This window comes from Streptomyces coryli, from assembly GCF_011044975.1.
In the GTDB taxonomy this organism is placed as follows: domain Bacteria; phylum Actinomycetota; class Actinomycetes; order Streptomycetales; family Streptomycetaceae; genus Streptomyces; species Streptomyces coryli.
Map to the genome: position 1 here is coordinate 12789 of NZ_JAAKZV010000049.1, position 26897 is coordinate 39685.

General features: G+C 70.7%; 33 protein-coding genes and 1 other RNA gene. 17 read left to right on the forward strand and 17 right to left on the reverse strand.

The features are described from left to right. Positions 1–45: 45 nt before the first annotated feature. From rnpB to G5C51_RS13975, 5 genes are all read left to right on the forward strand, one after another. Positions 46–458, forward strand: an RNA gene (gene rnpB / locus G5C51_RS13955) — RNase P RNA component class A. A 587-nt stretch (positions 459–1045) separates the two neighbouring features. Then, positions 1046–1789 (forward strand): hypothetical protein, encoded by a 744-nt coding sequence (locus G5C51_RS13960; RefSeq protein ID WP_165236999.1) that lies wholly within the window; start codon positions 1046–1048, stop codon positions 1787–1789. 53 nt (positions 1790–1842) lie between these two features. Then, entirely contained in the window at positions 1843–1989 is a 147-nt protein-coding gene (locus G5C51_RS13965) for a hypothetical protein (RefSeq protein WP_165237001.1), read from the forward strand. A gap of 208 nt (positions 1990–2197) precedes the next feature. Continuing rightward, positions 2198–3226, forward strand: a complete 1029-nt coding sequence (locus G5C51_RS13970) for a DNA topoisomerase IB (RefSeq protein ID WP_165237053.1) — start codon at positions 2198–2200, stop codon at positions 3224–3226. A gap of 20 nt (positions 3227–3246) precedes the next feature. After that, the gene (locus tag G5C51_RS13975; RefSeq protein WP_165237003.1) at positions 3247–3624 is read left to right on the forward strand and encodes a nitroreductase family deazaflavin-dependent oxidoreductase; all 378 of its coding nucleotides are present in this window, start codon (positions 3247–3249) and stop codon (positions 3622–3624) included. 76 nt (positions 3625–3700) lie between these two features. On the opposite strand, the gene G5C51_RS13980 is transcribed toward G5C51_RS13975, so the two are convergent. Continuing rightward, entirely contained in the window at positions 3701–4057 is a 357-nt protein-coding gene (locus G5C51_RS13980) for a hypothetical protein (RefSeq protein ID WP_165237005.1), read from the reverse strand. Positions 4058–4137: 80 nt separating this feature from the next. Here G5C51_RS13980 and G5C51_RS13985 point away from each other — a divergent pair, with 80 nt between their 5' ends. From G5C51_RS13985 to G5C51_RS13995, 3 genes are read left to right on the forward strand one after another with little or no spacing between them, the layout of a single operon-like run. Then, positions 4138–4545: a VOC family protein gene (locus tag G5C51_RS13985; protein WP_165237007.1), complete on the forward strand. Its 408-nt coding sequence runs from the start codon at positions 4138–4140 to the stop codon at positions 4543–4545. Next, entirely contained in the window at positions 4542–5366 is an 825-nt protein-coding gene (locus G5C51_RS13990; protein WP_165237009.1) for an alpha/beta fold hydrolase, read from the forward strand. Before G5C51_RS13985 ends, G5C51_RS13990 begins: the two co-directional genes overlap by 4 nt. 37 nt (positions 5367–5403) lie before the next feature. Further along, entirely contained in the window at positions 5404–6306 is a 903-nt protein-coding gene (locus tag G5C51_RS13995; RefSeq protein WP_165237011.1) for an aminoglycoside phosphotransferase family protein, read from the forward strand. A gap of 18 nt (positions 6307–6324) precedes the next feature. On the opposite strand, the gene G5C51_RS14000 is transcribed toward G5C51_RS13995, so the two are convergent. Beyond that, a complete protein-coding gene (locus G5C51_RS14000) occupies positions 6325–6852 on the reverse strand; it encodes a DinB family protein (RefSeq protein WP_165237013.1) in 528 nt (175 codons plus the stop codon). A 23-nt stretch (positions 6853–6875) separates the two neighbouring features. Next, positions 6876–7238: a MerR family transcriptional regulator gene (locus G5C51_RS14005; protein ID WP_165237055.1), complete on the reverse strand. Its 363-nt coding sequence runs from the start codon at positions 7236–7238 to the stop codon at positions 6876–6878. A gap of 74 nt (positions 7239–7312) precedes the next feature. Here G5C51_RS14005 and G5C51_RS14010 point away from each other — a divergent pair, with 74 nt between their 5' ends. The 3 genes from G5C51_RS14010 to G5C51_RS14020 all read left to right on the forward strand — a co-directional run bounded on the left by G5C51_RS14010 (position 7313) and on the right by G5C51_RS14020 (position 9929). Beyond that, positions 7313–8092, forward strand: a complete 780-nt coding sequence (locus G5C51_RS14010) for a class I SAM-dependent methyltransferase (protein WP_165237015.1) — start codon at positions 7313–7315, stop codon at positions 8090–8092. Positions 8093–8114: 22 nt separating this feature from the next. After that, positions 8115–8669, forward strand: a complete 555-nt coding sequence (locus tag G5C51_RS14015; protein ID WP_338118130.1) for a GNAT family N-acetyltransferase — start codon at positions 8115–8117, stop codon at positions 8667–8669. A gap of 150 nt (positions 8670–8819) precedes the next feature. Beyond that, complete coding sequence (locus tag G5C51_RS14020) at positions 8820–9929, forward strand: hypothetical protein (protein WP_165237017.1); 1110 nt, start codon at positions 8820–8822, stop codon at positions 9927–9929. Between the two features lie 57 nt (positions 9930–9986). On the opposite strand, the gene G5C51_RS14025 is transcribed toward G5C51_RS14020, so the two are convergent. From G5C51_RS14025 to G5C51_RS14055, 7 genes are all read right to left on the reverse strand, one after another. Next, positions 9987–10850: an inositol monophosphatase family protein gene (locus G5C51_RS14025; protein ID WP_165237019.1), complete on the reverse strand. Its 864-nt coding sequence runs from the start codon at positions 10848–10850 to the stop codon at positions 9987–9989. 121 nt (positions 10851–10971) lie between these two features. After that, a complete protein-coding gene (locus G5C51_RS14030) occupies positions 10972–11238 on the reverse strand; it encodes a DUF4235 domain-containing protein (protein ID WP_165237021.1) in 267 nt (88 codons plus the stop codon). Between the two features lie 45 nt (positions 11239–11283). Beyond that, complete coding sequence (locus G5C51_RS14035) at positions 11284–11802, reverse strand: phosphatase PAP2 family protein (RefSeq protein WP_165237023.1); 519 nt, start codon at positions 11800–11802, stop codon at positions 11284–11286. A gap of 40 nt (positions 11803–11842) precedes the next feature. Beyond that, complete coding sequence (locus G5C51_RS14040; protein ID WP_165237025.1) at positions 11843–12886, reverse strand: YihY/virulence factor BrkB family protein; 1044 nt, start codon at positions 12884–12886, stop codon at positions 11843–11845. Between the two features lie 60 nt (positions 12887–12946). Next, positions 12947–15037, reverse strand: a complete 2091-nt coding sequence (locus tag G5C51_RS14045; protein WP_165237027.1) for an ATP-binding protein — start codon at positions 15035–15037, stop codon at positions 12947–12949. Between the two features lie 67 nt (positions 15038–15104). Continuing rightward, on the reverse strand, positions 15105–15569 hold the full coding sequence (locus G5C51_RS14050; RefSeq protein WP_165237029.1) for a hypothetical protein: 465 nt from the start codon (positions 15567–15569) through the stop codon (positions 15105–15107). Beyond that, a complete protein-coding gene (locus G5C51_RS14055) occupies positions 15559–16011 on the reverse strand; it encodes a hypothetical protein (RefSeq protein ID WP_240929629.1) in 453 nt (150 codons plus the stop codon). The genes G5C51_RS14050 and G5C51_RS14055 overlap by 11 nt, the downstream gene beginning before the upstream one ends. 362 nt (positions 16012–16373) lie before the next feature. Here G5C51_RS14055 and G5C51_RS14060 point away from each other — a divergent pair, with 362 nt between their 5' ends. Further along, positions 16374–17957, forward strand: coding sequence for an alpha/beta hydrolase (locus G5C51_RS14060; protein WP_420824807.1), 1584 nt, complete (start codon positions 16374–16376; stop codon positions 17955–17957). Positions 17958–18008: 51 nt separating this feature from the next. On the opposite strand, the gene G5C51_RS14065 is transcribed toward G5C51_RS14060, so the two are convergent. Genes G5C51_RS14065 through G5C51_RS14075 form a run of 3 tightly spaced genes read right to left on the reverse strand, consistent with a single transcriptional unit; the run spans position 18009 to position 20067 of the window. After that, on the reverse strand, positions 18009–18359 hold the full coding sequence (locus G5C51_RS14065; protein ID WP_165237031.1) for a VOC family protein: 351 nt from the start codon (positions 18357–18359) through the stop codon (positions 18009–18011). Next, entirely contained in the window at positions 18356–19666 is a 1311-nt protein-coding gene (locus tag G5C51_RS14070) for an MFS transporter (RefSeq protein ID WP_338118133.1), read from the reverse strand. The genes G5C51_RS14065 and G5C51_RS14070 overlap by 4 nt, the downstream gene beginning before the upstream one ends. Continuing rightward, positions 19663–20067 (reverse strand): VOC family protein, encoded by a 405-nt coding sequence (locus G5C51_RS14075; protein WP_165237035.1) that lies wholly within the window; start codon positions 20065–20067, stop codon positions 19663–19665. Before G5C51_RS14075 ends, G5C51_RS14070 begins: the two co-directional genes overlap by 4 nt. 185 nt (positions 20068–20252) lie before the next feature. On the opposite strand from G5C51_RS14075, the gene G5C51_RS14080 reads away from it, so the two are divergent. Both G5C51_RS14080 and G5C51_RS14085 read left to right on the forward strand, forming a co-directional pair. Then, positions 20253–20606, forward strand: coding sequence for a helix-turn-helix transcriptional regulator (locus G5C51_RS14080; RefSeq protein WP_165237061.1), 354 nt, complete (start codon positions 20253–20255; stop codon positions 20604–20606). Next, positions 20607–20993 carry a VOC family protein gene (locus G5C51_RS14085; RefSeq protein ID WP_165237037.1) on the forward strand — a complete coding sequence of 129 codons (387 nt, stop codon included), beginning with the start codon at positions 20607–20609 and terminating at the stop codon, positions 20991–20993. Between the two features lie 4 nt (positions 20994–20997). Here G5C51_RS14085 and G5C51_RS14090 read toward each other — a convergent pair whose 3' ends face one another. Further along, a complete protein-coding gene (locus tag G5C51_RS14090) occupies positions 20998–22401 on the reverse strand; it encodes a GntT/GntP/DsdX family permease (RefSeq protein ID WP_165237039.1) in 1404 nt (467 codons plus the stop codon). 41 nt (positions 22402–22442) lie between these two features. Continuing rightward, a complete protein-coding gene (locus G5C51_RS14095; protein ID WP_420824806.1) occupies positions 22443–23015 on the reverse strand; it encodes a gluconokinase in 573 nt (190 codons plus the stop codon). Positions 23016–23103: 88 nt separating this feature from the next. Here G5C51_RS14095 and G5C51_RS14100 point away from each other — a divergent pair, with 88 nt between their 5' ends. Beyond that, positions 23104–23826, forward strand: coding sequence for a FadR/GntR family transcriptional regulator (locus G5C51_RS14100; protein ID WP_165237041.1), 723 nt, complete (start codon positions 23104–23106; stop codon positions 23824–23826). Here G5C51_RS14100 and G5C51_RS14105 read toward each other — a convergent pair. After that, positions 23762–24877, reverse strand: a complete 1116-nt coding sequence (locus tag G5C51_RS14105; protein WP_165237043.1) for a hypothetical protein — start codon at positions 24875–24877, stop codon at positions 23762–23764. The genes G5C51_RS14100 and G5C51_RS14105 overlap by 65 nt on opposite strands. A gap of 241 nt (positions 24878–25118) precedes the next feature. On the opposite strand from G5C51_RS14105, the gene G5C51_RS14110 reads away from it, so the two are divergent. Both G5C51_RS14110 and G5C51_RS14115 read left to right on the forward strand, forming a co-directional pair. Next, positions 25119–25667 (forward strand): response regulator, encoded by a 549-nt coding sequence (locus G5C51_RS14110; RefSeq protein WP_165237045.1) that lies wholly within the window; start codon positions 25119–25121, stop codon positions 25665–25667. A gap of 25 nt (positions 25668–25692) precedes the next feature. After that, positions 25693–26259: a GNAT family N-acetyltransferase gene (locus tag G5C51_RS14115; protein ID WP_338118135.1), complete on the forward strand. Its 567-nt coding sequence runs from the start codon at positions 25693–25695 to the stop codon at positions 26257–26259. Positions 26260–26263: 4 nt separating this feature from the next. On the opposite strand, the gene G5C51_RS14120 is transcribed toward G5C51_RS14115, so the two are convergent. Beyond that, the coding region (locus tag G5C51_RS14120; RefSeq protein WP_240929630.1) for an alanine--tRNA ligase-related protein at positions 26264–26897 on the reverse strand (634 nt) is incomplete at its 5' end.

A 26897-nucleotide genomic window follows, 5' to 3' on the forward strand; every position in this document is an offset into this window, starting at 1 on the left:
GCTGAACCGGGCGATCACGGCAGGCTAAGATGTCCGTACGGCGGACGAGCCGGCCGGGCGGCCGCGTCGGTCCCTCTCACGAGGGGCCGCCGAGGAACGTCCGGGCTCCACAGGGCAGGGTGGTGGGTAACGCCCACCCGGGGTGACCCGCGGGACAGTGCCACAGAAAACAAACCGCCGGCGGCCCTCACGGGTCTGCCGGTAAGGGTGAAACGGCGGTGTAAGAGACCACCAGCGCCCGAGGCGACTCGGGCGGCTAGGTAAACCCCACCCGGAGCAAGGTCAAGAGGGGCCCTCGGAAACGAGGACCCTGCGCGAGCACTCGAGGGCAGCCCGCCCGAGCTCGCGGGTAGACCGCTAGAGGCCGACGGCAACGCCGGCCGTAGATGGATGGCCGCCTCCCCCGGCGCCGCAAGGCCCCGGGGAGACAGAACCCGGCGTACAGGCCGACTCGTCCGCCGCCTAGGTCTTTGACGGTGCCAATGCTCTCCCTGCCGTCGAGGTGCCGGGCATTGCGCAGGCAGGCGCACAGCGACGCCCGCCGTCACCAACGGGACGCCGAGCCCTACGCGCACATAGTGAGGCACATGTGCACGTCGTGTGCCCGCATTCGTTCACATGCTGTCCGCGAGATCATCTCATCGAGCATTTTTGGGTGATGTAAAGAAATCGTCCACTGTTACTCCACGTGAGGCCGGAATATCTGGCTCCGCTTCTTCAGGAATTATTAGTGCACGTCGAAGCCCGAACTCCCCTTCCCTGGTCAACGAGATTTCCGTTACGGTGATCTCGACCAAGGCACAGCCGAGGGTCCATCGTTGGGGGAACAACGGGGGATTGGCTGCGTGCGGAGCGATTGACCACGCCTGCGCACAGCCGAATCAACGTGTATTGGCGTGTCCAAAGGAATGCGTGGACACGTCGCCACTTCCCATGTCTTCCCGTGCGCGGATCCTTTGCTGCGCCCAAAAAACCCCGTGGTGTCCTACCACCACGGGGTTGACACTCACTCCCTTGGGAAGGGGCAGATGTGAGCATTCGTAGTATGGCGCGGTCAGCCGGCGCAGGCAAGACCGCCCTGGTCGCCGCCGCGCTCATCGGCAGCATGATGGGCACCGTGACGTCCGCCGGCGCTGCCGACGCACCGAAGGCCGACGTGGCAAAGCCGACCGCCGCCGAATATGTGGCCTGGCTCGACAGTCAGAACACGGCCGAAGCCGACCAGACCGCGACCCAATTCAAGGAGCTGTCGGCTGAGAACCAGCAGAAGTTCCTCAACTACATCTCCGACCCGGAGATAGCCAAGGCACTGGCAGGCCAAAAGGGCGACCCCAACGCCGATCCGGACTTCGAAAGCAAGCGCACCGCCACCGGCGAAAGAACCAGCACGACGCTCGCCGGCGGCGATGTCGTCGTTTCGTCGGAATCCGGCGTTACGCCGCCGGCCAGCAGGGGCTCCGCCGGAGACTGGTCCTGCTATTACTGGGTCAACAACACGGTCCTCGGTATCGAGATCACCAAGCACACGCTCACGCAGACATACCACTCAACCTCGACCGAAGTTGACAAGGTGTACAGCGCGCGTGCCAGCCATAAGAACCTCAACCCCGGCGTGCAGGTCGACAACCAGCCCGAGGATCAGTGGATCTCGGCTGCGGGGAACGCCCTGGCCTACGTGACGTGGAACGTCGACTTCGTCTACAGCGGCAGCCAGATCCACATGGACAAGCTGCAGCACGTCCGTTGCGACGAGACGGGCTTCCGCGAGGGCTATATCAAGGACGCCTGAGCAGACGAGCGCACGAGAGATCCGCGTAGAAAGGCAATCGGATGGAAAGACGCATGAGCGCACGACGCCCGAGTCCACGCCCGAGGATCCCACGATCGCTGATCTGGTTCTTCGTCGTGTTGATCGGTCTCATCGTGGTGGCCGGCGTCGCCGGGATGATCTACTACGCCGGTCTCGAAGACGTGACGACAACCAAGTAAGCCAATGGCCCTTGCCGGTTGACGAGGCCCGCACCCCGCAATCGGCAAGGGCCGCGGCACGAGCCAGGCGGGGATACCGGGAAGGCGGAACCCGGCGTACAGGCCGACTCGTCCGCCGCCTTTGTCGTCTTGACCTGCGTTTCTTAGCAGGTGCTGGTGGACACCCCGGTCGCGGGAGGCGATCGGGGTGCCCGAGTCAGGCAGCAAGATGTCGTCCAGGCTGCGGACCAGTGATCCGAATGGACCCGGCTTCGGGCGGCTGCGTTGCGGGCGTGGTTTTCGGTATCTCGATCCGCAGGGGCGGGCGGTCGCCGACGACCATGTGAAAGCGCGGCTGAAGAGCCTCGCGATTCCGCCGGCCTGGACGGATGTGTGGATCTGCCCCTGGTCCAATGGGCACCTGCAGGCCACCGGGACGGATGCCGCCGGGCGCAGGCAGTACCTCTACCACGAGAAGTTCCGTGCGCGGCAGGAGCGGGCCAAGCACGAGCATGTCCGGCAGGCCGCGGCGGCGCTGCCCGGTCTGCGGGACCAGGTCGGCAAGGATCTCGTGCAGCGTGGCCTGACGCGTGACCGGGTGCTGGCCTGCGCGGTGCGCCTGCTGGATCTGGGCTTCTTCCGTGTCGGCAGTGACAGTTATGCGCGGGCGAATGACACGTACGGGCTGACGACCTTGCTGCGGGACCACGCCGCCTGCCGCGGCGGCGAGATCTGCTTCCGTTACCCGGCGAAGAACAGCAAGGCACAGGTCCGCGCCCTCGTGGACTCGCGGGCGTACGAGACCGTGCGTGCGCTGTGCCGCCAACGCCCGGCCGGGCAGCGGCTCTTCGCCTACCGGGATGGCGGTGGTTGGCGTGAGCTGCACAGCGACGACCTCAACGAAGGCCTGCGGCGCCTGTCCGGCACCGCCCTGACCGCGAAGGACTTCAGGACCTGGCACGCCACGGTCCTGGCCGCCGTCGCCCTGGCCGTCTCCGCCCCCATGGCACGCACCTCGCCGGACGCCCGCACCCGGGCCATCTCCCGGGCGGTACGGGAGGTGAGCGACTACCTGGGCAACACCCCGGCGACCTGCCGCCACTCCTACATCAACCCCAGGGTCATCGAGCTCTACGAGGAGGACGTCACCATCGCCTCCGATCTGGAACGTCTCGGTGAGCACGGGCGCTTCGGGCTGCCTGCTACGCAGGGGCCGGTCGAGGCGGCGGTGTTTCGGCTCCTCGAGCCAGTACGGTGAGCGCGGCGGAGGGTGGAGACATGGTGCTTTCAAGGCGCGTTGCCCGCTTCAATCGCGTTGCGACCAATCGGGTGTCGAAGTATGTGGTCGGCTGGGCGCCGGGGTTCGGCATGATTGTTCATAAGGGGCGGAAGTCCGGGACGGAATACCGTACGCCGGTCAATGTCTTCCGGGCCGCGGACGGCTTCGTCGTCGCGCTGACTTATGGGCCGGGTGCGGACTGGGTGAAGAATGTGCTGGCTGAGGGTGGCTGCACCGTAATTACCCGGCGGCGGAGCCACCGTGTGTACGATCCGGAACTCGTTCATGACGAGACGCGGCAGCTCATGCCGCCGGTGGTGCGGCAGATCCTCGGGCTGCTCGACGTGCAGGATTTTATGGTGCTGCGGCGCGAATAGGGCCTCCGAGCGACAGAGCGAGCGGCCGCCCCGGATCGGTCCCCGGCGCGGCCGCGTCCCTTCGCCTCTCCAGGGCCTAGATTCGTCCGCCCGTGAGCCGGGTCAGCGGGCCGCCGCCGCGCGTCGGTGCGCGTCGTCGCCCCGCGGCGTAGCCGAGGCCGCCGACAGCCGCCAGCGCGGCGGCGGAAGCGCCGATGATGAGCCCCTTGCGGGCCGTCATCAGGCTCCATACCGTCCCCGCGAGCGCCGTGGCGCCGCTCACCGCCGAATTCACGTTGCGCGTCACGGACTGCCCCGTGACCGCCGCCTTCGAAGCCGTTTCACGTGCCCGCTCCGCACCCGCTTCGGGTACGTCGCGTGCCGATCGCGCGGCCGCGGCCACCCCTGCCGACGCTTCGTCCTTCGGTTTCGTGGGTCTCTTGGACTGTGTCATGGGCGGCGTGTAACCGTCGGCGCCCGAAGGAAACCAGCCGTACCGGGAAGGAAGCCCGCCCCGCCCCTAGGCTGGGTCGCATGCTGAGGCTCGGGATTCCTGTGATCGGTGTGACGGACCTTGACCGCGCGGTCGCCTTCTGGACCGCGGCCCTCGACCTGGTCGCCACCGAGGAATGGGAAAGCGATACGTGGCGGACCCTCTACCACGCCGATGGCTCCGGCCGGGCGCTCGGCCTGCTTCGCAGCGCGTCGCCGGCAGAGCCGCGGCCCCGGCTGCACCTGGATCTGTTCACTGACACCGCGGATGAACAGGACGCCGAGGTGCGGCGGTTGACCGGCCTCGGTGCCCGGCTGGTCGACTGGGACCTCTACCCGCCCGAGCCCGACTTCGTCGTACTCGCCGATCCGGACGACAACATCTTCTGCGTCGTCGACCTCAGCAACGCGCCGAGCGGCGGCAGCGAACAAGGAGGAGGCCGAGGGTGAACTGGACACTGCCGGAGGAGTTCGAGACGCCGGACGGGACCGTACGCTGGCGGCGGCTCGGCAGCGGAGACCCGGTCGTGCTGGTGCACGGCACCCCGTACTCCTCCTACCTCTGGCGGGACATCGCGCCCGCTCTCGCCCGCACCCGCACCGTCTTCGTCTTCGACCACCTCGGCTTCGGCCAGTCGGACCGCCGCGAGGGCCAGGACCTCAGCCTGGCGGCCCACGCGCGCAACTTCGCCCAACTCCTCGAGCACTGGGAGCTGCCCCAGCCCAGCGTCGTCGCCCACGACATCGGCGGCGCCGTCGCCCTGCGCACCCTGTTGCTGGAGAAGCGGAGCTACCGGGACCTGACCCTCTTCGACGCGGTCAGCGGCGGCGCGTGGGAGCGCGGGCTCTTCCAGCTCTTCCTGGAGCACGCCGAGGTCTTCCAGCAGCTTCCGGATTACGCACACGAGGCGCTGGTCGCGAGCCATCTGCGCCACGCCACGCACGTCGGATTCCGGCCAGGAGTCCTGGACGCCTTCCTCGCACCATGGCGCGGGGCCGCCGGACAGGCCGCCTTCTACCGCCAGTACAGCCAGATCAGGCAGGCGGACACCGCCCCGTACGAACACCTCCTGGGCGAACTCTCCCTCCCGGTCCGGCTCATCTGGGGCCGCGAGGACCGCATTCTCCCCCCGAAATACGCCACCTGGCTGCACGAACGCATCCCCCACGCCGAGCTGCACTGGATCGACGGCGCCGGCCACCTCCTCCAGGAGGACGCCCCGGGGCAGCTGCTGGTCCACCTCACCGCCGGGTTCCCGTCGGGTACCTGAGGGAAGGCGGAATCCTGCCCCAGTAGGGTGGTTTCGCATGACCGACTCCGAGATCGAGATCACTGCGGGCCTGGTTCATGAGCTGTTGCGGGAGCAGCATCCGGACCTCGCGGGACTGGCCGTCCGCGAGGTAGTGGGTGGGTGGGGCAATCAGATGTGGCGCCTCGGGGACGACCTGGTCGTGCGCGTGCCGCGTACCGCAGACGCCCCGGAGCTGCTGCGCAAGGAGCAGCGGTGGCTGCCCGTCCTGGCCCCGCGGCTGCCGCTTCCGGTTCCCCGTCCCGTACGGATCGGTGAACCGTCCGCGCGCTTCCCGAAGCCCTGGACCGTCATGACGTGGGTCTCCGGCGCGCCGCTGGACCACAGCTCCATCAGCCGCGGCGAGCACGCGGCCGGCGCGCTGGCGGGCTTCCTCAAGGCGCTGCACGTCGCGGCGCCCGAAGACGCGCCGATCATGGCGGACCGCGGTGACCACCCCAGGAAGTGCACACCCGGCTTCGACCACTTCTTCGACGCCGTCGTCCCCGACGACCTCGCCGACGGCGTACGGGCCGTCTGGGACGACGCCGTCGCGGCGCCCGAGTGGGAGGGCCCGCCGGTCTGGGTGCACGGCGACCTGCATCCCGCGAACGTGGTCGTCTCGGACGGGACGCTCGCCGGCGTGATCGACTTCGACGCCATCTTCGCCGGTGATCCGGCCTGGGACCTCGCGGCCGCGTGGATCGTCCTTCCCGACGGCGCCGCCGCACCCTTCTTCGCCGCCTACGGGCAGGCGGACGAGGGAACGATCCGGCGCGCCCGCGGACTGGCCGCCCTGAAGAGCCTGTTCCTCATGGCTATGGGCCAGGCCGGCGACCGAGGTCTTCCCGGCGGCAAGCCGGCCTGGGGACCGGCGGGCCGGGCAGCGCTCGAACGTGTTCTGCGCGGCGATTCGAAGTAGGCACGGAGCGGCCGGGCCTCATCCGGCCGAGGCTGCGCGGATCATCCGTAGCTGGCCGATTTCGGCGACGTTCTTCATCAGCTCGGCGTTGAGCCAGGCGATCATGTGCCCGACGGTGTTGTCCGGCGGGGTCTGCCACGGGAGGGTGGCAGTCGCGTCCAGGTCGGCGTCGGTGAGCTTGTCGAGGACCGCCAGCCACTGCGTGCGCAGGTCCTGGAGCCAGGCGATGGCTGCCGGTCCGCTGCCGGGCCAGGTGATGTCCGTACGGTCGCGGGGCGCGCGTCCCTGGGCGTGATCGATAGCGGTGCTCCACCACCAGCCGATGTGCCAGCTCACCCAGCCGATGGTGGGGACGGGAACGGGGTCGGGCTCGGTGTCGGCCCAGTCCGGCCGCCACGTGCCCCCGGGGTCCTGGCGCACCGTCCACGACAGATCGGCGGGCTGCCACAGGAAGTCTTCGGGCGTCAGCCGCTCCTGGTGGTACTCGAACAGCGACCAGGTCATGTCGAACTGCCAGCGCAGCAGCTGGCAGCGGGGATTGCTCATCCGCCGATCCTCACATACCGGGATCACGAAAGCGTGAGCGGTGCGACCGCTATGACGGCGTCGAGGAGGTCGCGTGAGGCCCGCAGCTCCTCGATGGCGTGGGTGAGGCGGTCGCGCTGCCGGCGCAGGTCGTCGGTGGTCTCCGGGCAGACAGGGACGAGGTTGCCCGCCTTGATGCGTATGCAGGGCAGTACTTGCGCGATGGTCTCGGTGTTGAGGCCGGCCGACAGCAGGCGGCGGATGCGCAGGACGGTGTCGATGTCCGATTCCTGGTAGTGGCGGTAGCCGCTGGGCGCCCGCTCCGGCCAGAGCAGGCCCTGCTTCTCGTAGTAGCGCAGCAGCCGCTCGTGAACACCGGTACGACGCGACAACTCCCCGATCAGCACGGCGCCTCCACTTGACTCTGACACGGATGTCAGACCCTAGCCTGCCGTCCTCCGGCCCACAGTGAGGAAGATCCATGACCGAAGCCGCAGACCACTACGACCGGTTGCTCGCCCGGCACTACACCTGGATGCTCGGCGGTGACCTGGCCGCCCTAGCCGCGGAGCAGGCGGACCTGCTGCGCGGCGTCGGTGTCGCTCCGAGGACAGCCGCGGCCACCGCCGTCGACCTCGGCTGCGGGCCCGGCAATCAGAGCCTGGCCCTGGCCCGGCTCGGCTTCTCCACCGTGCTGGCCGTCGATACGAGCGAGACGCTGCTCGGCCAACTGACCGCCGCCGCCGACGGCGACCCCGCGATCCGTACCGTCCAGGCGGACATCCGCGGGGTGCTCCCGCGCATCACCCGGCCCGGTGCCGTGGACACCATCGTCTGCATGGGCGACACGCTGACCCACCTCCCCGCCAAGGACGACGTGACCGCCCTGCTCAGCGACATCGCCGCCGCCCTCGCCGAAGGCAGCCGACTCGTCATCACCTACCGCGACCTCACCCGCCCGCTGACCGGCACCGACCGCTTCATCCTGGTGCGCGGCACCGCCGACCAACTGCTCACCTGTTTCCTCGATTACGGCGACGGCGGCGACGGCGAAACCGTCCTCGTACACGACATGCTGTACACCCGTACCGGCGACGACACCTGGACCCAACAGCTCAGCACCTATCCCAAGCTCCGTATAGCCGCCGACTGGCTCACCGCCCAATGCACCGCGGCCGGACTGACTGTCCAACGCAACGAGACCGGCCCACGCGGCATGCGCCTGCTGACCGCCGTGAAGGCAGGCCGAACAGCTTCCTGACCGATCTGCGAAGCTGCGCCGCATGGCCGTGCGTCTCGAACCTTGGTCGGAGTCCGCGCTCGCCCTGCTCCGACGGATCTACACCCCGGAGATGCGCCGCCACGTCGGCGGGCCGGAAGCAGCGGACGAACTGCTCGCCCGGCACCGCCGCTATCTCGCGATGCCGGAGGCCGGCCTCGGCCGCATGTTCGCCGTGCTGCTCGGCGACGAGATGGTCGGCAGCATCGCCTACCACCAGCGCGACTGGCAGGGCGAAGCGATCTACGAAGCCGGCTGGAACGTCCTGCCGCCCTACCAGGGCAGGGGCATCGCCGCCGCGGCCGGCACCGCCCTGATCGACGTCGTGCGCGAAGCCGCCCGGGAGCCCGGCGCCTCCGCACTCTGCACGCCTTCCCCTCGGTCGACAACGCCCCGTCGAATGCCCTGTGCCGCCGCCTCGGCTTCCTCCTCGTCGGCGTCTGCGACTTCGAGTACCCGCGGGGCAGCGGCACGCTGTTGCGCAGCAATGACTGGAGTTACGAACTCGGCGACTCCGGGTGCCAGAGATGCTGAGGCTATGTCGCGCGCCCTGGGGTGAACGGGCGGGGGCGCCCTGGTGAGCGGTGCTCAACCGGGAGGCGAAATGCCGTAATTCAGGGCAACTCTCGCCGGTGGTGGCCGGTCTTCCTCGTGCGACGTCTCCGCGTCCGCGGAGCGGCACCTTTCAGGGAGAGGATCACTGATCCGTATGGGAGTCAGGGGAAAGGGACGTCTCGTCGCCCTGTGTGCGGCGGGGGTCATCGCCGTATCGGCAGGGCTCGTCACGCCGTCCGCCGCCGTCGGTACGACGCCCGGGTGGGAGATCTCCGCCACCGGTGACGACGTGCCCGTCGACCACATCAGCTCGGTCACCGCGGCCGGCAGCCGGACGGCCTGGGCCGCGGGCAGCAACCATCGCAATGTCACGCCGGAGAGCGTCATGCTGCGCTGGGACGGCCGGCGGTGGAGCGAGGACACCGCGCCCGGGCTGCCCGAGACGTCCTACTGGTACTCGGTCAACGCCGCCTCGGCGAAGGACGTGTGGGCGTACGGCTGGGGGCAGGAGGGCGAGTACGCGGTGCACTTCGACGGGCGGCGGTGGCGCGACACCGCGCTGCCGAAGCTGCCCGACGGCAGCTTCCACAACTTCGCCGAGCTCGCCGCCGTGCCCGGCCGCGCCTGGCTGGCCGGCGACCGGTGGATCAGCACGTACGAGAACGGCGCCTGGTCGGCCACGGACATCGGCGCCGGCCGCTCGATCCAGGACATCCACGCCCGCTCGCCGCGCGACGCGTGGGCGGTGGGCTACCGCACCGCCGCCGGGACCGACAGCCCGGCGCTGGCGCTGCACTGGGACGGCCGCAGCTGGCAGGAGGTCGAACTGCCGGTGATGCCGGCCGGGTTGTCCAGCGTGTACGCGGAGTCCGCCCGCAGTGTGTGGGTGGCCGGTCATGTCTGGGACGAGGACGCCGGTGTCACGCCGAAGGTGCTGCACTACGACGGGCGTACGTGGAAGGACGTCACCGGTCCGGTGGCGGACGTCTCCGCGGCCGCGCTGAGCGGGGACGGCCACGGGACGGTGTGGCTCTCCGGTGACGAGGAGGGCTTCACCGAGCCGCCCGTGTTCTGGCGTCACGACAAGCGCGGCTGGACCAAGGTCCGCGGCCCTGCGGGTCCCGGCACCACCCACGGTCACCAGATCAGCGATCTCGCGCCGCAGGGGCGCGACGGGCGGATGTGGGCCGTTGGCTCGTATTCCCGGGCCGTCAGCGAGACGGAGGCCTTGGAGCGGGGGCTGATCGAGCGGTCGGGGCGCTGAGCCCCGCCGCTGACCGCTGACCGGCGACGGTGACCGATGGCCGGCCACCGGCACGGCTCAGGCGACGGCCGACAGCAGCTCCGTCACGCGGCCGGCTGTCCCCGCGTCCCGCGCCGCCGTGAAGGGCAGGGCGTTGCCGCCCGTAATGCTGACCGGGCTGCCGGTGCGGGAGCTGTGCGTGCCGCCTGCCTCTTCGACCAGGAGGAGGCCGGCGGCGTGGTCCCAGGCCAGTTCCCAGGTGAAGGCGATGGCGTCGGCGGTGCCGCGGGCGATGGCCAGGTATTCCAGGCCGGCCGAGCCGCAGGGGCGGGGGGCCATCCCTTCCGTGCGGAGGCCGGAGAGGGCGTGCTTCTCGGCGGCCGTGGTGAAGTCGGGGTGCGAGGTGGCGATCCGCAGGTCGGTGGCGGGCGACGGGGCGCCGGCGTCCAGCACCCGGCCGTTCAGGCGCGCGCCCCGGCCGCGTACGGCCACGGCCAGCTCTCCGAGGGCGGGGGCGTATGTCCAGGAGGCGAGGACGACGCCGCCCAGCGCGAGCGAGACGAGGGTGCAGAAGCCGGGGTCGCCGTGGACGAACTGCCGGGTGCCGTCGACGGGGTCGACGATCCAGACCGGGGCGGTGCCCCGGATCGCCTCGTACACCCGCGGATCGGCGGCGACCGCCTCCTCGCCGACGACCACGGAGCCGGGCAGCAGGGCCGCGAGCTCGCGGGTGAGGTGCTCCTCGGCGCGCCGGTCGGCGATGGTCACCAGGTCGTGCGGGCCGCTCTTCTCGGCGATCTCGTCGGCGCCGAGCTGCCGGAAGCGCGGCATGATCTCGGCGGCGGCCGCGGCCAGCAGCACGCGCTCGACCTCGGCCAGGAGGTGGTTGTCGACCTTGCGGATCAGAAAGTCATCGATGCTTTCCGTAATGGATTCGATCATGTCTCCATGAGAACGCATCCCGCTGACATCGGGCGATCGGAAGATGAACAGCGGGTGCAATCGGGATGAAACCGACGTTCCGGCAGGCCGCGGTCGGCCCCCGGCCCGGCCCCCCGGCCCGTCAGCCCGGCCAGGTGCCCGTAAGACTGCGGGTCGCGGTGGCGCCGGTGCGGTCGACGGCGGCCTTGACCACCGCGAAGATCGCGCCCTGCAGCGCCGCGGAGACGAGGATCTCCTGCCAGCCGCGGTCCTCGTCGGTGGCGTCCGGAGCGTCCTCCTCGTGCGCCAGCAGCTTCCAGGTCTGCCGGAAAGCCGCTCCGGCCACCATCCCGCTGACGGCGCCCAGCGCGAGTCCGACGGGCTTGTAAGCGATCTTTGCCGTATTCACCGGCGCCTCCGTATGTGACGGCCCGATTCCTCGGGGGCGTGATGGTCAGTGCTGCTCATCTCGTCTCACCTGCCTCTTCATACGTCGCGCGCCGATCCGTACCAGCACGGCCGCGCTCAGGCCGACGGCGACGCCGGCGGCCACATCGGTTGGGTAGTGGGCGCCCGAGTGCACCCGCGCGAGCGCGGCCATCCCCGCCGGGACCGCGCACGCCGCGGCCGCCTTGGGCCAGGTCGGGGCGACGCCGGCGGTGAAGGCGACGGCGGCGGCGGTGTGGCCGGAGGGGAAGGACGAGCTGTCCGGGCGGTCGCCGCCGCCGCGGTTCCACTCCTTGGGCGGCCGGGACCGGCTGGTCAGCTTCTTGCCCACCGTATTCGTGGCCAGCTGCGCCACGCCCAGGCTCGTCAGGCCAGCGGCCGCCGCCGTGCGGCCGCGCCGGCCGCCCCAGACCGACATCGACGCCGCCACGACGAACCACAGCCGGGACCACTCGACCGCCGCCTCCGCCGCGGGCAGCGCCCGCCGGGCCCAGAGCGATTCCCAGGCGGCGATGCGCCGTGTCATACGGGCCTCGTGGCCGTGCCGCTTGCCGCCCCGGGATCCGCTACGCCGCGCCGCGCCGGTCTTCTTCATCCCACTTGGTCGTATCGCGCGGCTGGACATAGGGCTCCTCCCCGGCCGGGTGGCCGCCGGCGACAGCGCGCTGGCGGGCCATTTCGGCGTCGAATTCCAGGCCGAGGAGGATCGCCAGGTTGCTGATCCACAGCCAGACCAGGAAGACGATGACGCCGGCGAAGGCGCCGTAGGTCTTGTTGTACGAGCCGAAGTTGGCCACGTAGAACGCGAAGCCGGCCGAGGCGATCAGCCACAGCAGCAGCGCCACGAAGCCGCCCGGGGTGATCCAGCGGAAGCCGCGGACCCGGGCGTTGGGCGTCGCCCAGTACAGGATCGCGATCATGAGGGTGACCAGCAGGGCGAGCACCGGCCATTTCGCGATCGACCAGACCGCCAGCGCCGTGTCCCCGATCCCGAGCGCGGCGCCGGCCTGGCGGGCCAGACCGCCGGTGAACACCACGATCAGGGCGCTGACCACGGTCAGCAGCATCAGCACCACCGTCACGCCGAGCCGGACCGGCAGCACCTTCCAGACCGGGCGGCCCTCCGGGATGTCGTAGACCGCGTTGGAGGTGCGGATGAACCCCGCCACATAGCCGGACGCCGACCACACGGCCAGCAGCAGACCGACGACCGCCAGCACCGAGCCGACTCCGGCGCTGCCCTGCAGCTGCTGCACGGCGTCGCGGATGACGTCGCGTACGGAGCCGGGGGCGAGGCTCTGGACATTGTCCAGCACCCGCTCGGTCGCCGACGCGCCAGCGACGCCCAGCAGGGACACCAGCACCAGCACGGCGGGGAAGAACGCCAGCACGGCGTAGTACGTCAAGGCGGCGGCCCGGTCGGTCAGTTCGTCGTCCTTGAACTCCTTGACCGTGCCCTTGAGCACCGCCCACCACGAGCGCTTCGGCAGCTGGGTCGGCTCGTCGGGCGCGCGCCGCTCCACGCGCTCGTCGGGCCCGGCGTTCTCGTCGTGCCCGTCGTGCGCGTCGTGCCCTGTGTCAGGCATACGAGGCTTCATGGTCCGTGACATGGAGTGCGAGTTACCGGCCGGGCGCCACCCATGCCACCCGACCGACCGCGCGTCCGCCGGCTACCCGTCGCCCAGGGCGTAAGCGAGCGCCTCGGCGTGGCTGCGATTGCGGCCTTCCGCCACCGCCGCCCGGAACGCCGCGTCGCCGAGCAGCTCGCGCGCCCGGGGCTCGGCCTTGCTGCGGATCATGGCCAGGCCCGCGTAGCCGAGGCCGGCGGAGTCGGCGAGCTGCCGGGCGATGCCGAGCAGCTGGGCGGCGCGGGCGGCGTCGCCGGCCGCCACCGTGGCGCCGGCCAGGGCGTCGATGGCCAGGCACTGGCCGAGGATGTCGCGCATCCGGATCTTGGCGCGCAGCGAGGTGAGGGCGAAGCGGGCGGCGGCGGCGTGGTCGCCGATCGCCAGCTCCGCGTTGACCTGGTAGAAGTCGACGTAGGAGCGGGCCCATTCCTCGCCGGAGACCTCGCACATCGAGCGGGCCACCTCCAGCATGCCGATCGCGTCGCCCGGGCGGTCCAGCCGCAGGAACGCCGTGCTGAGCACGCTCAGCGCGAACGGCAGGCCGATGACCCGGTCGCCGCGGCGGCCGTGCAGGTCGGCGGCGCGCTGCACCAGGTCGACGCTCGCCTCGGCGTCGCCGTAGAACGCGTGGTGGACGCCCTGGAGGAACAGCGCGTACCCGGCGGCCTCCGGGTCGTCGATCCGTTCGGCCACGGCGCGGCCGCGGGCGGCGAAGTCGGCGGTGCCGTCGGGGTCGTTGAGGACGACGGCCACCCAGGAGCGGGCCCACAGCGCGCGGGCGCGTTCCGGGGTGGCGTCCCCGGGGGTCTGCAGCGCGCGGTCGAGGTGCAGGCGCCCCTCGGTGGCGGCGTAGGCGAGCCAGAGGAAGACCAGCCGTCCGGACAGGTCGAGCGCGGCGTGCGTCTGGCCGGGGGCGGAGAGGGAGAAGTCCATGGCCGCGCGGATGTTGGGCAGTTCTGACTGCAGCCGGAGCAGCCAGCTGAGCTGTTCGGGGCCGCGCCAGCCCGCGTCGAAGTCCTGGGCCAGCCGCAGATAGTGATCGCGGTGCCGGGTCTGCTGCCTGACCTCCTCCGCGCCCAGTCGTACGAGCCACGACCGCCCGTATTCGCGCAGCGTGTCCAGCTGCCGGAAGCGCAGCCCGGCCGGCGACTCCTGGCTCATCAGGATCGACTTGCCCACCAGCGCCGAGAGCAGCCAGGAGATCTTGCCCGGCGGCAGCTGCTCGTCCCCGCACACCCGCTCGGCGGCCTCCAGGTCGAACTCGGCGGGGAACACCGACAGCCGCGTCCACAGCAGCCGTTCGAGCGGGGAGCACAGCTCGTGGCTCCAGCCGATCGTCGTACGCATCGTCTCGTGCCGCGGCAGCTCGGCCCTCGTGCCGCCCGCGAGCAGCTGAAAGCGATCGTCCAGCCGCTCCGACAGCTGCTCGACCGACAGCGTCGACACCCACCCGGCGGCCAGCTCGATCGCCAGCGGCAGGCCGTCGAGGCGGCGGCACAGCCGCACCACGGCCGCCTCGTTGCGCGCGTCGAGCCGGAAGGCCGGCTCGGCCTCGGCCGCCCGGTCGGCGAAGAGCCGCACGGCGTCGTGCGATGCCGCCGCCATCGGGTCGTAGTCCGGGGCGTCCGGGTCCGGGACGGACAGCGGCGGGACGAGGAACACCTGCTCGCCGACGATGTTCAGCCGCTGCCGGCTGGTCGCCAGGATCCGCAGGCCGGGCGCGGCCCGTAGCAGCACCTCGGCGAGCAGGGCGCAGGCGTCCACCAGGTGCTCGCAGGTGTCCAGGATCAGCAGCAGCCGCTTGTCGGCCAGGAATTCGGTGACCACGTCGAGCTGCGGGCGGCTCGTCTGGTCGGCGAGCTGCAGCCTCTCGGCGATCGCGTGCGCCAGCAGGTCGGGATCCTGCAGCCCGGACAGCTGCACGCACCACACACCGTCGGGGAACTCCGCCCGCTCCGCGGCCAGCCGCAGCGCGAGCCGCGTCTTGCCGGAGCCACCGGCACCGGTCAGCGTCAGCAGCCGCGTCCCGGTGAGCAGCTCCGCCGCATCGGCCAGTTCGTCCCGCCGCCCGATGAACGTCGTAGCCTCCGGCGGCAGATAGCCGAGCTGCGCCTCACCGGCCCTCTCGTCCATCGGCGCCTTCCACCCCCGGTAGTCGCAACGCTCCGATGCGTACGCTCTTCGATCCTATGCAGTGTGGTCAGTCGGGGGAGTAGCGGTTGGCCAGGTCCTCGCAGTCTGTGAGCCGTTCCGCCGTGTTGGTTTGCGGGGTGGCGGTGGACTTGGGGGCGAGGGTTGGGACCGACGTTGCGCGTTGTTTCTCGAGTTTGCGGGCCAGGCGGACGCATGGGGCCAGGGGGCCGGAGGGTGGCTGGTGGCGGGCGCGGGTGAGCTCGGACTTGCAGTCGCCTGAGATCGAGTAGGCCTTCAAGGTGATCGGGCCGGAGCCCCAGTTCGCCGCTTCGCGGATCTCGTCCGCGTACAGCGTCTGCCGGAAATCGGCGGCGGCCTCCTCGCAGTTCTCCGCGCCCGTACCCGAAGGGGACTCTCGCGCCTCCGGAGCCGCCGGCGGACCCTCCGGCACCCCTGGGCGGCCCGACAGCACCATCGCCACCGCGACGGCCAGCGCGGCCACGGCTACGGCGGCCGCGCGGCTAGCGGACATGCCAGCCGCCCCCCTGTACGTACGCGACGACGAGCAACGTCATCACGATCACCACCGCCGTCGTCACCAGCCAACTCCGGTCCTTCTTCGGCCTGGACCCCCGCCGCGCCGGCCGCGGCAGCGGTTCGAAGTCCGCGCTCGCCGGGATCTCCGCGAGCAGCGCCCGGCAGCACGCCGCCAGCGCCGCGGCGTCCGCCGCCCGCGGCACCGAAGCCTCCGCCCGCGCCGGCGCCGTCGTCCCGCCGTCCAGCACCCGCCCGGCCCGGACCCGTACCGCATCGGTGCCGGCCGAAGTGAGCGATATCCAGCGCCCGGCGCGCTCGCTCCGCACCACCAGCGTGCCGCCGCGTTCACGATAGACCGTGTGGTCCCGCCAGAGCGTCGCCGCCAGCTCGCCGGCCAGCTGTCTGAGGTCGGTCCGCGGCCGTCCGTCGGTAGCCAAACTTCGTCCCTTCCCGGGGTGGTTGACGCGCGCCGCGGGACTTCCTACGCGCCATCACGCCGTCACGGCAACCGGGCATGAGGGGACACACGCCCCGTACCGCCTATGCCGGTCGTGACGCTGGTCACGGTTGTACGGGCGGAGGTCACGATCACATCGCGTTGGCGGTCAACGACTGGGCAAAGATCCGGGCGAAAGTATGGCCAGACCTCCGGCGGCTCGATTGGATCTCCCCGCAGAGAGGCAGTAATTGAGTGCCGCCGTCAGGGCGGCCGGCCGAACAAGGGGGATCCCTGGTGATACGTAAGGCAGCGCTAGGCGCTGCAGCAGTGATAGCGGCCTCCGCCACCCTCGCGGGCGCGCTGTCCGGGGCGAGCGCCACCGCGCAGCCGTCCCAGCAGGGGCAGAGCGGAAGCGGCAAAGCCGAGGCGCGGGGCGCGGCGATCGCCGCCGCGGCCGCCGCCAAGCGCGGCATCGACTGGCAGACATGCCCCGAGGACTGGGGTCTCGACCCCAAGGTCCAGTGCGGATACGTGACCGTGCCGGTCGACTACGCCAAGCCGCACGGCAAGAAGATCAAGCTGGCCGTGGACCGGGTCGGCAGCACGGGCACCAAGGAGCAGCGCCAGGGCGCGCTGGTCTACAACCCGGGCGGACCGGGCGGTTCGGGCCTGCGCTTCCCGCTCCGGATCACCACCGGCAACCCGCTGTGGAAGAAGGTCGCCGAGGCGTACGACTTCGTGGGCTTCGACCCGCGGGGCGTCGGCAAGTCCGCCGCCATCTCCTGCATGGACCCGCAGGAGTTCGTGAAGGCGCCGAAGATGGATCCGGTGCCGGACGATGAGGCTGACAAAGACGCGCAGCGCAAGCTGGCCGCCGAGTACGCCGAGGGCTGCAAGGAGCGCACCGGCGCGGCGAAGCTGCAGCAGATGACCACCCCGAACACCGCGCGCGACCTGGACGTCATCCGGGCCGCGCTGGGCGAGAAGAAGCTCAACTTCCTCGGCGTCTCGTACGGCACCTACCTGGGCGCCGTGTACGGAACGCTGTTCCCGGGGCACGTCCGCCGCATGATCACGGACAGCGTGGTCAACCCGTCGCGGGAGAAGATCTGGTACCAGGCCAACCTGGACCAGGACGTCGCCTTCGAGATGCGCTGGAACGACTGGACCGCGTGGGTGGCCAAGCACCACGACACGTACGGCATCGGTGACACCCAGGCGAAGGTGCAGCAGGCCTGGGAGGAGCTGCGCGCGACGGCGAAGAAGGAGCCGATCGGCGGCGTCGTCGGGCCGGCCGAGCTGGTCGGTCTCTTCCAGGGCGCGCCGTACTACGACTCGGCGTGGGCGTCGGTGGCCGAGGTCTGGGCCGCGTACCGCAAGGGCGACACCCAGGCCATGGTCGACGCCGCGGGCCCGGACATGTCCGACACCGCGGGCAACGCCGCGTCGGAGAACGGCAACGCCGTCTACACGGCGGTGGAGTGCACCGACGCCAAGTGGCCGCGGGACTGGGCGACATGGGACCGCGACAACACCGAGCTGCACCAGGACTATCCCTTCCTGACCTGGTCCAACGCCTGGATGAACCTGCCGTGCTCCACCTGGGGCGTACGGCAGCAGACCCCGGTCGAGGTCGGTACGGGCAAGGGCCTGCCGCCGGTGCTCATCGTGCAGGCGGAGCGGGATGCCGCGACGCCGTACGAGGGTGGCGTGGAACTGCACAAGCGGTTCAAGGGCTCGCGTCTGATCACGGAGAAGGACGCCGGCTCGCACGGCGTCACGAACCTGCAGAACGAGTGCATCAACAAGCGGGTTGACGCCTATCTGTTGAAGGGCGAGCTGGACTCGGCCGACGTGACGTGCGAGCCGCACGCCACGCCGACGCCGACGGCGGCCAAGGCCGCCGGGGGCTCCGGGAAGGCTGACCTCCCAGCGGTGCCGTAATCGGCGCTGCGGACATGACGCGGCCCCGGCACTCCGCCGGGGCCGCGTTTTTCAGCTGTCCTGCATGATGCCGAGGACATTGCCGTCGGGGTCGGTCACCGTGGCGACCCGGCGGCCGGGGCCGACCTCGTGCGCGGGCTCCTTCACGGTGGCGCCGGCGGCGGTCAGCTCGGCGAGCTTGGCGTCGAGGTCCGCGACCTGCCAGTGCGCGACCGGCGCGGTCATGCCCTGCTGAGCGCCGCCCGGGACCAGGCCGATGTGCTGCCCCGCGACGTCGAAGCCGACGTAGTACTCGGAGTCGGCCGTCGGCTCGGTGCCGAGGAGGGCGGTGTAGGTCGCCTTGGCCTTCGCCAGGTCGGAGACGGGGTGCAGGACGATCTTGATGCCATCGGTGCCGGTCATGATTTCTCCCGATTGTTTTGGTTAGCGGTGCATTCCGTTGCTTTTACGCTAGCCGGGGACCGGCGTCCAGGGCTTCTCCGATCCTGACCGGTACGCGTACGCCGCGCCGCCAGCAGCGCCACGCACGCCGCCACCCCCAGCGCCACCGTCGCCAGCCCCGAGACGCCGAGGGTCGCGCGCGGGCCCAGGGCCGTGGTGAGCGGGCCGCCGAGGGCCGTGCCGAGCGGGGAGGCGGTGAGCAGCGCCGCGCTGCGGGCGGCGAGCATCGCGGGGAGGTGCTCGGGCGGGGACGTTGTCTGCATCAGCGTGACGGAGAAGGCGACGAACGGGCCGTAGATCATGCCGCCGAGGGTGAAGGACACGATCGTGGCAGCCGTCGGGACCGTGCTCGAGGCGAAGGGCAGCAGCGTCAGCCCCCAGCCGATCACGATGCCGACCGTCACCGGCCACAGCGGCAGCCGCCGCAGCGCGCCGACCGCGAGGCCGCCGACCACCGCGCCGGCGCCGAAGAGGATCCAGTACAGGGCGAGGAGCGTGCCGGGGCCGTCGAGGTCGTCGGTCACGTGCAGCGGGAGGGCGACCTCCACCGGCCCGTAGAGGAAATTGAAGAACCACGTCAGCGCCAGCAGTCCGAGCAGCTGCGGATGCGAGCGCAGCAGGGCGAAGCCGCCGCGGGCCGCGGCCTGGTCGACGGGGGCGGCGGCCGGGCGCGAGTCCGGCAGCCGGGTGCGCAGCAGGATCACCGCCAGGAAGACATACGTGAGGGCGTCGATGCCGATCACCAGGGCGGTGTTCACGTAGGTCACGAGCACGCCCGCGATCGCCGGTCCCGCGATGGTCGCGCCGAAATTCAGCGACGAGATGAGGGAGTTGGCGGCGAGCCGCTGATCGTCCGGCAGCAGCTCGGCGACGATCGTGTACTTGCCGGCGCTGCCCCACGCGTGCAGCAGCGACGACGCCGCGAGCAGCACCACGTACAGCGGCGGCGTCAGCACCCCGGCGAACCACGCGAGCGGCACAGCGCCGAGGAAGATCGCCCGCGCCGTGTTGTCGAGCAGCAGCAGCCGCTTGGCGGGCAGCCGCCGCAGCCGGCGGCCGAGGACCAGCGCGCCGATGACGCCCGGCAGCGTGGCCGAGGCGACCGCGGCCCCGACCCACAGCCCCGCGGTCGCCTCCGGCGCCAGCTCGATGGCCAGCCACGCCACCGCCACGAAGCTCATCCCGTCCCCGAGATACGAGACCACGAAGCCGAGGATCAGGCGGCGGAAGACCCGGTTGGCGAGGACCGGGCGGTAGGCGTTCTTCACCGGAGCTCCCGGATCCGGAGCAGATTGCCCGCCGGGTCGCGCACCGCGCATTCCCGCCCGCCGTCCGGCTGTTGTACGGGCCCGTGGACGACCTCCGCGCCGGCCGCCAGCAGCCGGGCGAAGGCGGCGTCGAGGTCGGCGGTGGCCAGCTCGACGGCGGCGTACGTGCCCTTGGCCATCATCTCCACGATGGTGCGCCGCTCGGCGGCGGTGACGCCGTGCTCGGCGCCCGGCGGCCGCAGGACGATGGACGGGTCCTGCTTGCCGGGCGGGCCGACGGTTATCCAGCCGTCGTCGGCGCGGACCTCCCGGACCTCGAAGCCGAGTGCGTCGCGGTAGAAGGCCAGCGACACGTCCGGGTCTTCATGCGGCAGGAAGCTCGCGTGAATGGTGATGTCCATGACGGTCACGCTAGAAGCGGCGGGGGCCGGAGTGCTTCTCGGATCCTGACGGACCGGCCCATGGTCCTGGTTTGCTCCCTTCTTTCGACCTAGACCGTGTCCCTGGAGCCTCGTGCGACACTGAGCCGGTGAGCAGCGGTCAGAACCTCGAAGACCTGCGCCGCCTGCGCCGGGCCCGCGACCGGATGGACCGCGACTACGCCGAGCCCCTCGACGTCCCCGCGCTGGCGCGCGAGGCGCTGATGTCGGCGGGCCACTTCCAGCGCAGCTTCCGCGCGGCCTACGGCGAGACCCCGTACAGCTATCTGATGACGCGCCGGATCGAGCGCGCGAAGACGCTGCTGCGGCGCGGCGACCTGTCGGTGACCGAGGTATGCATGGAGGTCGGCTGTACGTCGCTGGGGTCGTTCAGCGCCCGCTTCACGCAGCTGGTGGGGGAGACCCCGAGCGCGTACCGGGAGCGCGACCACGCGGAAGGGGCCGCGATCCCCGCGTGCATCGCGAAGCTCTACACGCGGCCGGTGAAGGGGGACAAGTAAATGGTCTCGGTCCTGCAGAACGTGGCGATCGACTGCGCGGACGCGTACGAACTGGCCGGATTCTGGAGCCAGGTGACGGGCTGCCCGCTGGACCCGGAGGACAAGCCCGGCGACCCGGAGGTCACGGTGCTGCTGCCGGAGGGCCCGCTGCTGCACTTCAACGAGGTGCCGGAGCCGAAAACCATCAAGAACCGTGTGCACCTGTGCCTGCGCCCGGAGGAGCTGCGCGAGGTGGAGGTCGAGCGGCTGCTCGCCCTCGGCGCCACGCTGGCCGTCGACCGGCGAAATCCGGACGGGACGGGCTGGGCGGTGCTGCAGGACCCCGAGGGCAATGAATTCTGCGTGCTGCGCAGCGCCGGGGAACGCGCCGCGCAGCACGCGGACTGAGGCGCTAGATCACCAGCGACAGCAGCAGCACGAAGACGATCGACACCACCGAGATGATGGTCTCCATCAGCGACCACGTCTTGATCGTCTCGCCGACCTTCATGCCGAAGTACTCTTTCACCAGCCAGAATCCGGCGTCGTTGACGTGGCTGAAGAAGAGCGACCCGGCGCCGATGGCCAGCACCAGCAGCGATACGTGGGCCGTGCTCATGTCCGCCGCCAGCGGCGCGACCAGGCCCGCCGCCGAGATGGTGGCGACCGTCGCCGAGCCCGTGGCCAGCCGGATGCCGACCGCGATGAGCCAGGCCAGCAGCAGGGCCGAGATGTTCCAGTCCTTCGAGACATCCATGATCATCTGACCCACGCCGACGTCGATCAGCGTCTGCTTGAAGCCGCCGCCCGCGCCGACGATCAGCAGGATGCCGGCGATGGGGATCAGCGACTTCTCGACGGTGGTCGCGATCCGGTCCTTGCCGAAGCCGGCCGCGCGGCCGAGCGTGAAGAGGCCGACGACGACGGCGGCGAGCAGCGCGATCAGCGGGTTGCCGATGACGTCGAAGGTGCGCTGGACGGTGTCCTCGGGGTCGTCGATGACGATGTCGACGAGGGACTTCGCCAGCATCAGCACGACCGGCAGCAGCACGGTGGCGACCGTGGCGGCGAAGCCGGGGCGCTTCTCCAGGTCCTCGGACGGGCGCTGCGGGACCAGGCCCTCGGGCGGCGTGACGTCCACCCAGCGGGAGGCGTAACGGGCGAAGAGCGGCCCGGCGATGACCACCGTCGGGATGGCGACCAGCACGCCGAGGGCGAGGGTGACGCCGAGGTTCGCCTTCACCGCGTCGATGGCGGCGAGCGGGCCCGGGTGCGGCGGCACCAGGCCGTGCATGACCGACAGGCCGGCCAGCGCGGGGATGCCGATCCGCATCAGCGAGTGCCCGCCGCGCTTGGCGACCAGCAGCACCACCGGGATCAGCAGCACGATGCCGACCTCGAAGAAGAGCGGCAGGCCGATGATGCCCGCGATCAGCGCCATCGCCCAGGGCATGGCGCGGTTGCTCGCCCTGGCGAGGATGGTGTCGACGACCTGGTCGGCGCCGCCGGAGTCGGCGAGCAGCTTGCCGAGGATGGCGCCGAGCGCGATGAGCACGCCGACGCCCGCGGTGGTGGTGCCGAGGCCGGTGGTGAAGCTCGTGATGACCTTGTCGAGCGGCGCCCCGGCTATCGCCCCGAGCGCGAGCGAGCCGACGATCAGGGACAGGAACGCGTGCAGCTTGAACTTGGTGATCAGCAGCACGATGACGGCGATGCCGAGCAGGACGGCGACGGCGAGCTGAGCGTGGCCGGCGGAGGTGATCGGCTCCACTGGAGCCGGGCCCGCCGCCAGCATCTCGGCGCTGAGATGCGGCATGGGGAGTTCCTTGCTTTACGGGATGGGGGGACGGGTGGTCGTCAGGCGGCCTGGGGCCGGCAGAGTGCCGCGGCCGCCTGTTCGGTGAGGGTTTCGGGGGCGGCGTCGACGCTGAGGGCGACGCCGGGCTCGTCGTCCTGGAGCGGCTCCAGGGCGGCGAGCTGGGAGTCCAGCAGCGAGGTCGGCATGAAGTGGTCCTTGCGCCCCGCGAGGCGGGCCGCGATCAGGTCGCGGTCGCCGGTGAGGTGGACGAAGAACAGCCGCGGTTCGGCCGCGCGCAGCCGGTCCCGGTAGGCGCGCTTCAGGGCGGAGCAGCTGACCACCCCGCCGGTGCCCGCGCGCTCGTGGGCCCAGGCGCCGATGGCGTCGAGCCAGGGGGCGCGGTCCGTGTCGTCCAGGGGCTGGCCGGAGGCCATCTTGGCGATGTTGTCCGCGGAGTGGAATTCATCCGCCTCCGCGTACGGGACGCCGAGCCGGCCGGCGAGCAGGCCGCCGACGGTGGACTTGCCCGTACCGGACACGCCCATGACGACCACGACGGGACTGTCGTCCGTGGAGAGCACTGGGAGCACCTCGCTGTCCTCGCTGTCTTCTTCGACTGCGGCGCCACTCAACGCTATATGTATGACGTATTCAAGAGGCTGTGATGTAAACGTCATACATATTGGGTAGCGGGTGCCCACCCGTAGGATGTGTAACGCCATGGAGACCAGCCGTCAGGGCCTGCACGCCCACCTGCTCGCAGCGCTCGGACCTGCGATTACGTCCGGGGAGCACCCACCGGGCTCGGTGCTGCGCACGGACGAGATGGAGGAGCGCTTCGGCGTCTCGCGCACCGTCGTCCGCGAGGTGATCCGGGTGCTGGAGTCCATGCACCTCGTCGAGTCCCGCCGCCGGGTAGGGGTCACGGTGCTGCCGCCCGAGCGCTGGAACGTCTTCGACCCGCAGGTCATCCGCTGGCGCATGGCCGGCTCCGACCGCCCCCGCCAGCTGCGCTCGCTGACCGTGCTGCGCTCCGCCATCGAGCCGGCCGCGGCCGCGCTGGCCGCCCGTAACGCCACCGCCGAGCAGTGCGCCGAGATCACCCGCCGCGCGATGGACATGGTGGCGACGTCCCGCGGGCACCAGCTCAAGGCGTATCTGGTGCACGACATCGCGCTGCACCGGGCGCTGCTGCAGGCGTCGGGGAACGAGATGTTCGCGCGCCTCGGCGACGTGGTCAGCGAGGTGCTGACCGCGCGCACCGAGCATCAGGTGATGTTCGAGGACCCGGACCCGCCGGCCGTCACGCTGCACGTACGGCTCGCGGAGGCGATCCGCGAGCGAGACCCGGAGCGGGCGGAGCGGGTGGCCCGGGAGATCACTGTGGGGGCGATGGGGGAGCTGGACATCCTGGAGCCGGTGCCCGAAGAGCCCGGGCCCTGAAGGCCTTCACGGGGTAGTAGCGGTCGTGCAGCGTCGTGAGCAGGCTGATCATGACCAGGAAGAAGAACGTCGCGCCGGCGTCGAGGCGGTCCTTCCCGCCGCCGAGGAGCAGCTCGGCCACGAGCACGAACGCGATGTTGAACAGCAGCCGCACGCCGAACAGCAGCACCGTCGACCGGAAGCTCACCTCGCGTCGGGCCCAGAACAGCGCCACGCCCGCGTTCACGACGACCACGACTCCGGCGGCGGTGAACAACTGGAGGTTCGACGTGTGCACGCCCGGCACGGTCTGCGCGAAGATCACCGAGATCAGCCCGATCAGCACGACCTTTTCGAGGGTCGCCATCGACCGGACGGCGCTGTGCCGCGCGTGCCAGTCCGCCCCTTGCTCGGGCCGGTCCATGCCCTCCGGCAGCGGATCGGCGGCGAACCGCCACCCGTGGTCGGCCGGACGCAGCCGCGGCTTGATCACGAACCAGAAGACCAGCGCGGCTACGACGACGAGGGCCGCGAGCAGCGGCGCCGCCCATGAGTTATCGGCCATGAAGTCGGTGAAGTCGAGCTGGGCAACGTGGATCCACCACTCCTGCGGCAGCTTCACGAAGATCCAGATCACCGCCGCGGTGGTGAGCCACCAGCGCATCTTGTAGAGCACGGGGGCCCAGCGGGACCGGATGGCCTCGTAGGCGATGAAGAAGTACTCGAAGGTGTTGGGGAAGATCAGCAGCAGCATGCGGACGTGGGAGAGCTCGAAGGCGACCACGCCCACGAGGCGGAAGAAGTAGAGGAACCGGCCGACCGAATACGCCGACAGCTCCTGCCAGTTGCGCAGCGTCGACAGGTAGGCGATGGCCAGGTAGAAGACGTCCATCGCCTTGTCGTAGCCCTGGTAGCCCGGCGGGTCGTAGCCGAACGCCTGGAAGATGCTCTGGTCGGCGGCGTCCAGCACGAGGCACGCGAGCACGGCGGGCAAGGGGTAGCGGGGGATCGCCAGCGGCACCAGAAAGCGGGCGCCCACCACGATCCAGAGCACGATCGTCACGCCGTCCATCGCTGCGGAGACTTCACCTCACACCTCCCCCTGCGGGTGAGACGTTCCGGCTCGCTCGGGTGCCCGACAGTCTGTCAGCGGGGAGGGGTCCCGTATACGGAGCTGCTTGATGGTTTCCGTATACGGAGCCGCCTGAAAGGGACTTGACGTCGCGGAGTTACGGGAACGACTCCACCGCTCACCCACCGCAACATACCCTGGTGCCAGTACGCGACGCGTGCGTGCTTTGCTGGGGGCCAGGTTGCACAGGACCAAGATTCTTCTCGTGGACGACAGGCCGGAGAACCTGCTGGCCCTGCAAGCGATGCTCGAGGACCTCGAGCAGGACCTGGTGACGGCCTCGTCCGGCGACGAGGCCCTCAAGGCGCTGATGGTCGACGAGTTCGCGCTGATACTGCTCGACGTGCAGATGCCGGGCATGGACGGCTTCGAGACGGCGGAGTGCATCAAGGCCCGCGAGCGCACCCGGGACATCCCGATCATCTTCCTCACCGCGATCGACGCCGACCCGAAGCACGCCTTCCGCGGCTATTCGACGGGCGCCGTCGACTTCCTCACCAAGCCGATCGACCCGGTGGTGCTACGGACCAAGGTCGGCGTCTTCGTCGCCCTGCACCTGAAGGCGCTGCGGCTGCGCGACGAGATCAGGGCGACGGAGGCGGCCGGCGCGGATCAGCTGGCGCGGGCGCTGGCCGGGTTGCGCAAGGCCGTGGAGGTGCTGGGGCCGCAGGCCGACGTCAGCCATGTGCTGTTCCCGGAGCGGTCGGACGGGGCGCCGCGGGAGGTCTGAGCGGGTTGTTAACCTCGGCGGTGTGATCACCCCAGAGCTCTCCTTTCGTACCGCCGCCCCCGAGGACGCGCCGGAACTGGTGCGCCTGATCGAGTCCGCCTATCGCGGCGACTCCAGCCGGGCCGGGTGGACCACCGAGGCCGACATTCTCGACGGGCAGCGGACGGATCCCGCGGGGGTGCTTGCGGTGCTGAAGGATCCGGAGAGTCGGATGGTGGTGGGGTCGCTTGATGGTGGGCTCGATGGTGGTCTTGAGGGTGATCTCGTCGCCTGTTGCCAGCTGGAACGGCGGGGTGCGGCCGCGTACTTCGGGATGTTCGCCGTGCGCCCGGGGCTGCAGGGCGGCGGCGTCGGCCGGCGGGTGCTCGCCGAGGCGGAGCGGATCGCGGCGGCGGAGTGGGGGGCGCGCGAGATGCACATGACGGTGATCTCGGTGCGGGACGACCTGATCGCCTGGTATGAGCGGCGCGGGTATCGCCGTACGGGAGAGATGACCCCCTTCCCGTACGGCGATGAGCGCTTCGGGATTCCGCGGCGGGATGATCTGCAGTTCGAGCTGCTGGTCAAGCCGATCGCCGCCGGACCTGCGTGAGCAACTAGCCCTGCTCCACCAGCCCTTGGACCAGCTCCCGCGGGAGGCCGTGGGTGTCGTGGAGGTAGTGGTAGTCGTCGTCCGTCAGGCTCCGGTGGCGATAGCCGGGGCGGGAGAGGACCTGGCGGCCGCGGTCCAGCAGGCTGCGGAAGCGGCGCTCCTCCTGGTGGAGGGTGTTGAGGACGGGGCGCGGGTCGACCTCCTGGTGGAAGTGGGACCGGGTGCCTTCGAGGAGCTCGGGCGGCAGGTCGGTGAGGGTGCGGGTCGGGTCGTCGCGCCAGAGGGTGGTGAGGGTGCGGCGGATCAGGCGGCGCGGTACGTAGCCGCGGCCGGTGTTGGACGGGTGGACGCCGTCGCCGTGGATCACGGTGAGCGAGCGCAGGTGGTCGCAGACGAGCCGGAGGTCCTCGCTGCTGCTCAGGCCCCACAGCCGGGTGAGGTGGCGCAGCCAGGGCTCGAAGAGGTCGGTCTCGTAGACGGAGTCCTTGCCCTGCAGGATCGTGACGAGGCGTTCGAGGCCCATGCCGGTGTCGACGTTCTGCTGGCGGAGCGGGGTGAGGGTGCCGTCGTGGTGGCGGTGGTGGCGCATCATGACGTGATTCCAGACCTCGACCCAGCGGGGGTCGGTGGTGGGGGTG

Coding starts and splice junctions, on each gene's coding strand:
- G5C51_RS14035 (WP_165237023.1), bottom strand. CDS start 11,802: ATGACACGGCGCATCGCCGCCTGGGAATCGCTCTGGGCCCGGCGGGCG.
- G5C51_RS14090 (WP_165237039.1), bottom strand. CDS start 22,401: ATGCCGCATCTCAGCGCCGAGATGCTGGCGGCGGGCCCGGCTCCAGTG.
- G5C51_RS13985 (WP_165237007.1), top strand. CDS start 4,138: ATGCTGAGGCTCGGGATTCCTGTGATCGGTGTGACGGACCTTGACCGC.
- G5C51_RS13960 (WP_165236999.1), top strand. CDS start 1,046: ATGGCGCGGTCAGCCGGCGCAGGCAAGACCGCCCTGGTCGCCGCCGCG.
- G5C51_RS14020 (WP_165237017.1), top strand. CDS start 8,820: ATGGGAGTCAGGGGAAAGGGACGTCTCGTCGCCCTGTGTGCGGCGGGG.
- G5C51_RS14050 (WP_165237029.1), bottom strand. CDS start 15,569: ATGTCCGCTAGCCGCGCGGCCGCCGTAGCCGTGGCCGCGCTGGCCGTC.
- G5C51_RS14100 (WP_165237041.1), top strand. CDS start 23,104: ATGGAGACCAGCCGTCAGGGCCTGCACGCCCACCTGCTCGCAGCGCTC.
- G5C51_RS14080 (WP_165237061.1), top strand. CDS start 20,253: ATGGACCGCGACTACGCCGAGCCCCTCGACGTCCCCGCGCTGGCGCGC.
- G5C51_RS14105 (WP_165237043.1), bottom strand. CDS start 24,877: ATGGACGGCGTGACGATCGTGCTCTGGATCGTGGTGGGCGCCCGCTTT.
- G5C51_RS13980 (WP_165237005.1), bottom strand. CDS start 4,057: ATGACACAGTCCAAGAGACCCACGAAACCGAAGGACGAAGCGTCGGCA.
- G5C51_RS14040 (WP_165237025.1), bottom strand. CDS start 12,886: ATGTCACGGACCATGAAGCCTCGTATGCCTGACACAGGGCACGACGCG.
- G5C51_RS14075 (WP_165237035.1), bottom strand. CDS start 20,067: ATGGACATCACCATTCACGCGAGCTTCCTGCCGCATGAAGACCCGGAC.
- G5C51_RS13965 (WP_165237001.1), top strand. CDS start 1,843: ATGAGCGCACGACGCCCGAGTCCACGCCCGAGGATCCCACGATCGCTG.
- G5C51_RS14015 (WP_338118130.1), top strand. CDS start 8,115: ATGGCCGTGCGTCTCGAACCTTGGTCGGAGTCCGCGCTCGCCCTGCTC.
- G5C51_RS14010 (WP_165237015.1), top strand. CDS start 7,313: ATGACCGAAGCCGCAGACCACTACGACCGGTTGCTCGCCCGGCACTAC.
- G5C51_RS14025 (WP_165237019.1), bottom strand. CDS start 10,850: ATGATCGAATCCATTACGGAAAGCATCGATGACTTTCTGATCCGCAAG.
- G5C51_RS13975 (WP_165237003.1), top strand. CDS start 3,247: ATGGTGCTTTCAAGGCGCGTTGCCCGCTTCAATCGCGTTGCGACCAAT.
- G5C51_RS13995 (WP_165237011.1), top strand. CDS start 5,404: ATGACCGACTCCGAGATCGAGATCACTGCGGGCCTGGTTCATGAGCTG.
- G5C51_RS14045 (WP_165237027.1), bottom strand. CDS start 15,037: ATGGACGAGAGGGCCGGTGAGGCGCAGCTCGGCTATCTGCCGCCGGAG.
- G5C51_RS14000 (WP_165237013.1), bottom strand. CDS start 6,852: ATGAGCAATCCCCGCTGCCAGCTGCTGCGCTGGCAGTTCGACATGACC.
- G5C51_RS13970 (WP_165237053.1), top strand. CDS start 2,198: ATGTCGTCCAGGCTGCGGACCAGTGATCCGAATGGACCCGGCTTCGGG.
- G5C51_RS14065 (WP_165237031.1), bottom strand. CDS start 18,359: ATGACCGGCACCGATGGCATCAAGATCGTCCTGCACCCCGTCTCCGAC.
- G5C51_RS14085 (WP_165237037.1), top strand. CDS start 20,607: ATGGTCTCGGTCCTGCAGAACGTGGCGATCGACTGCGCGGACGCGTAC.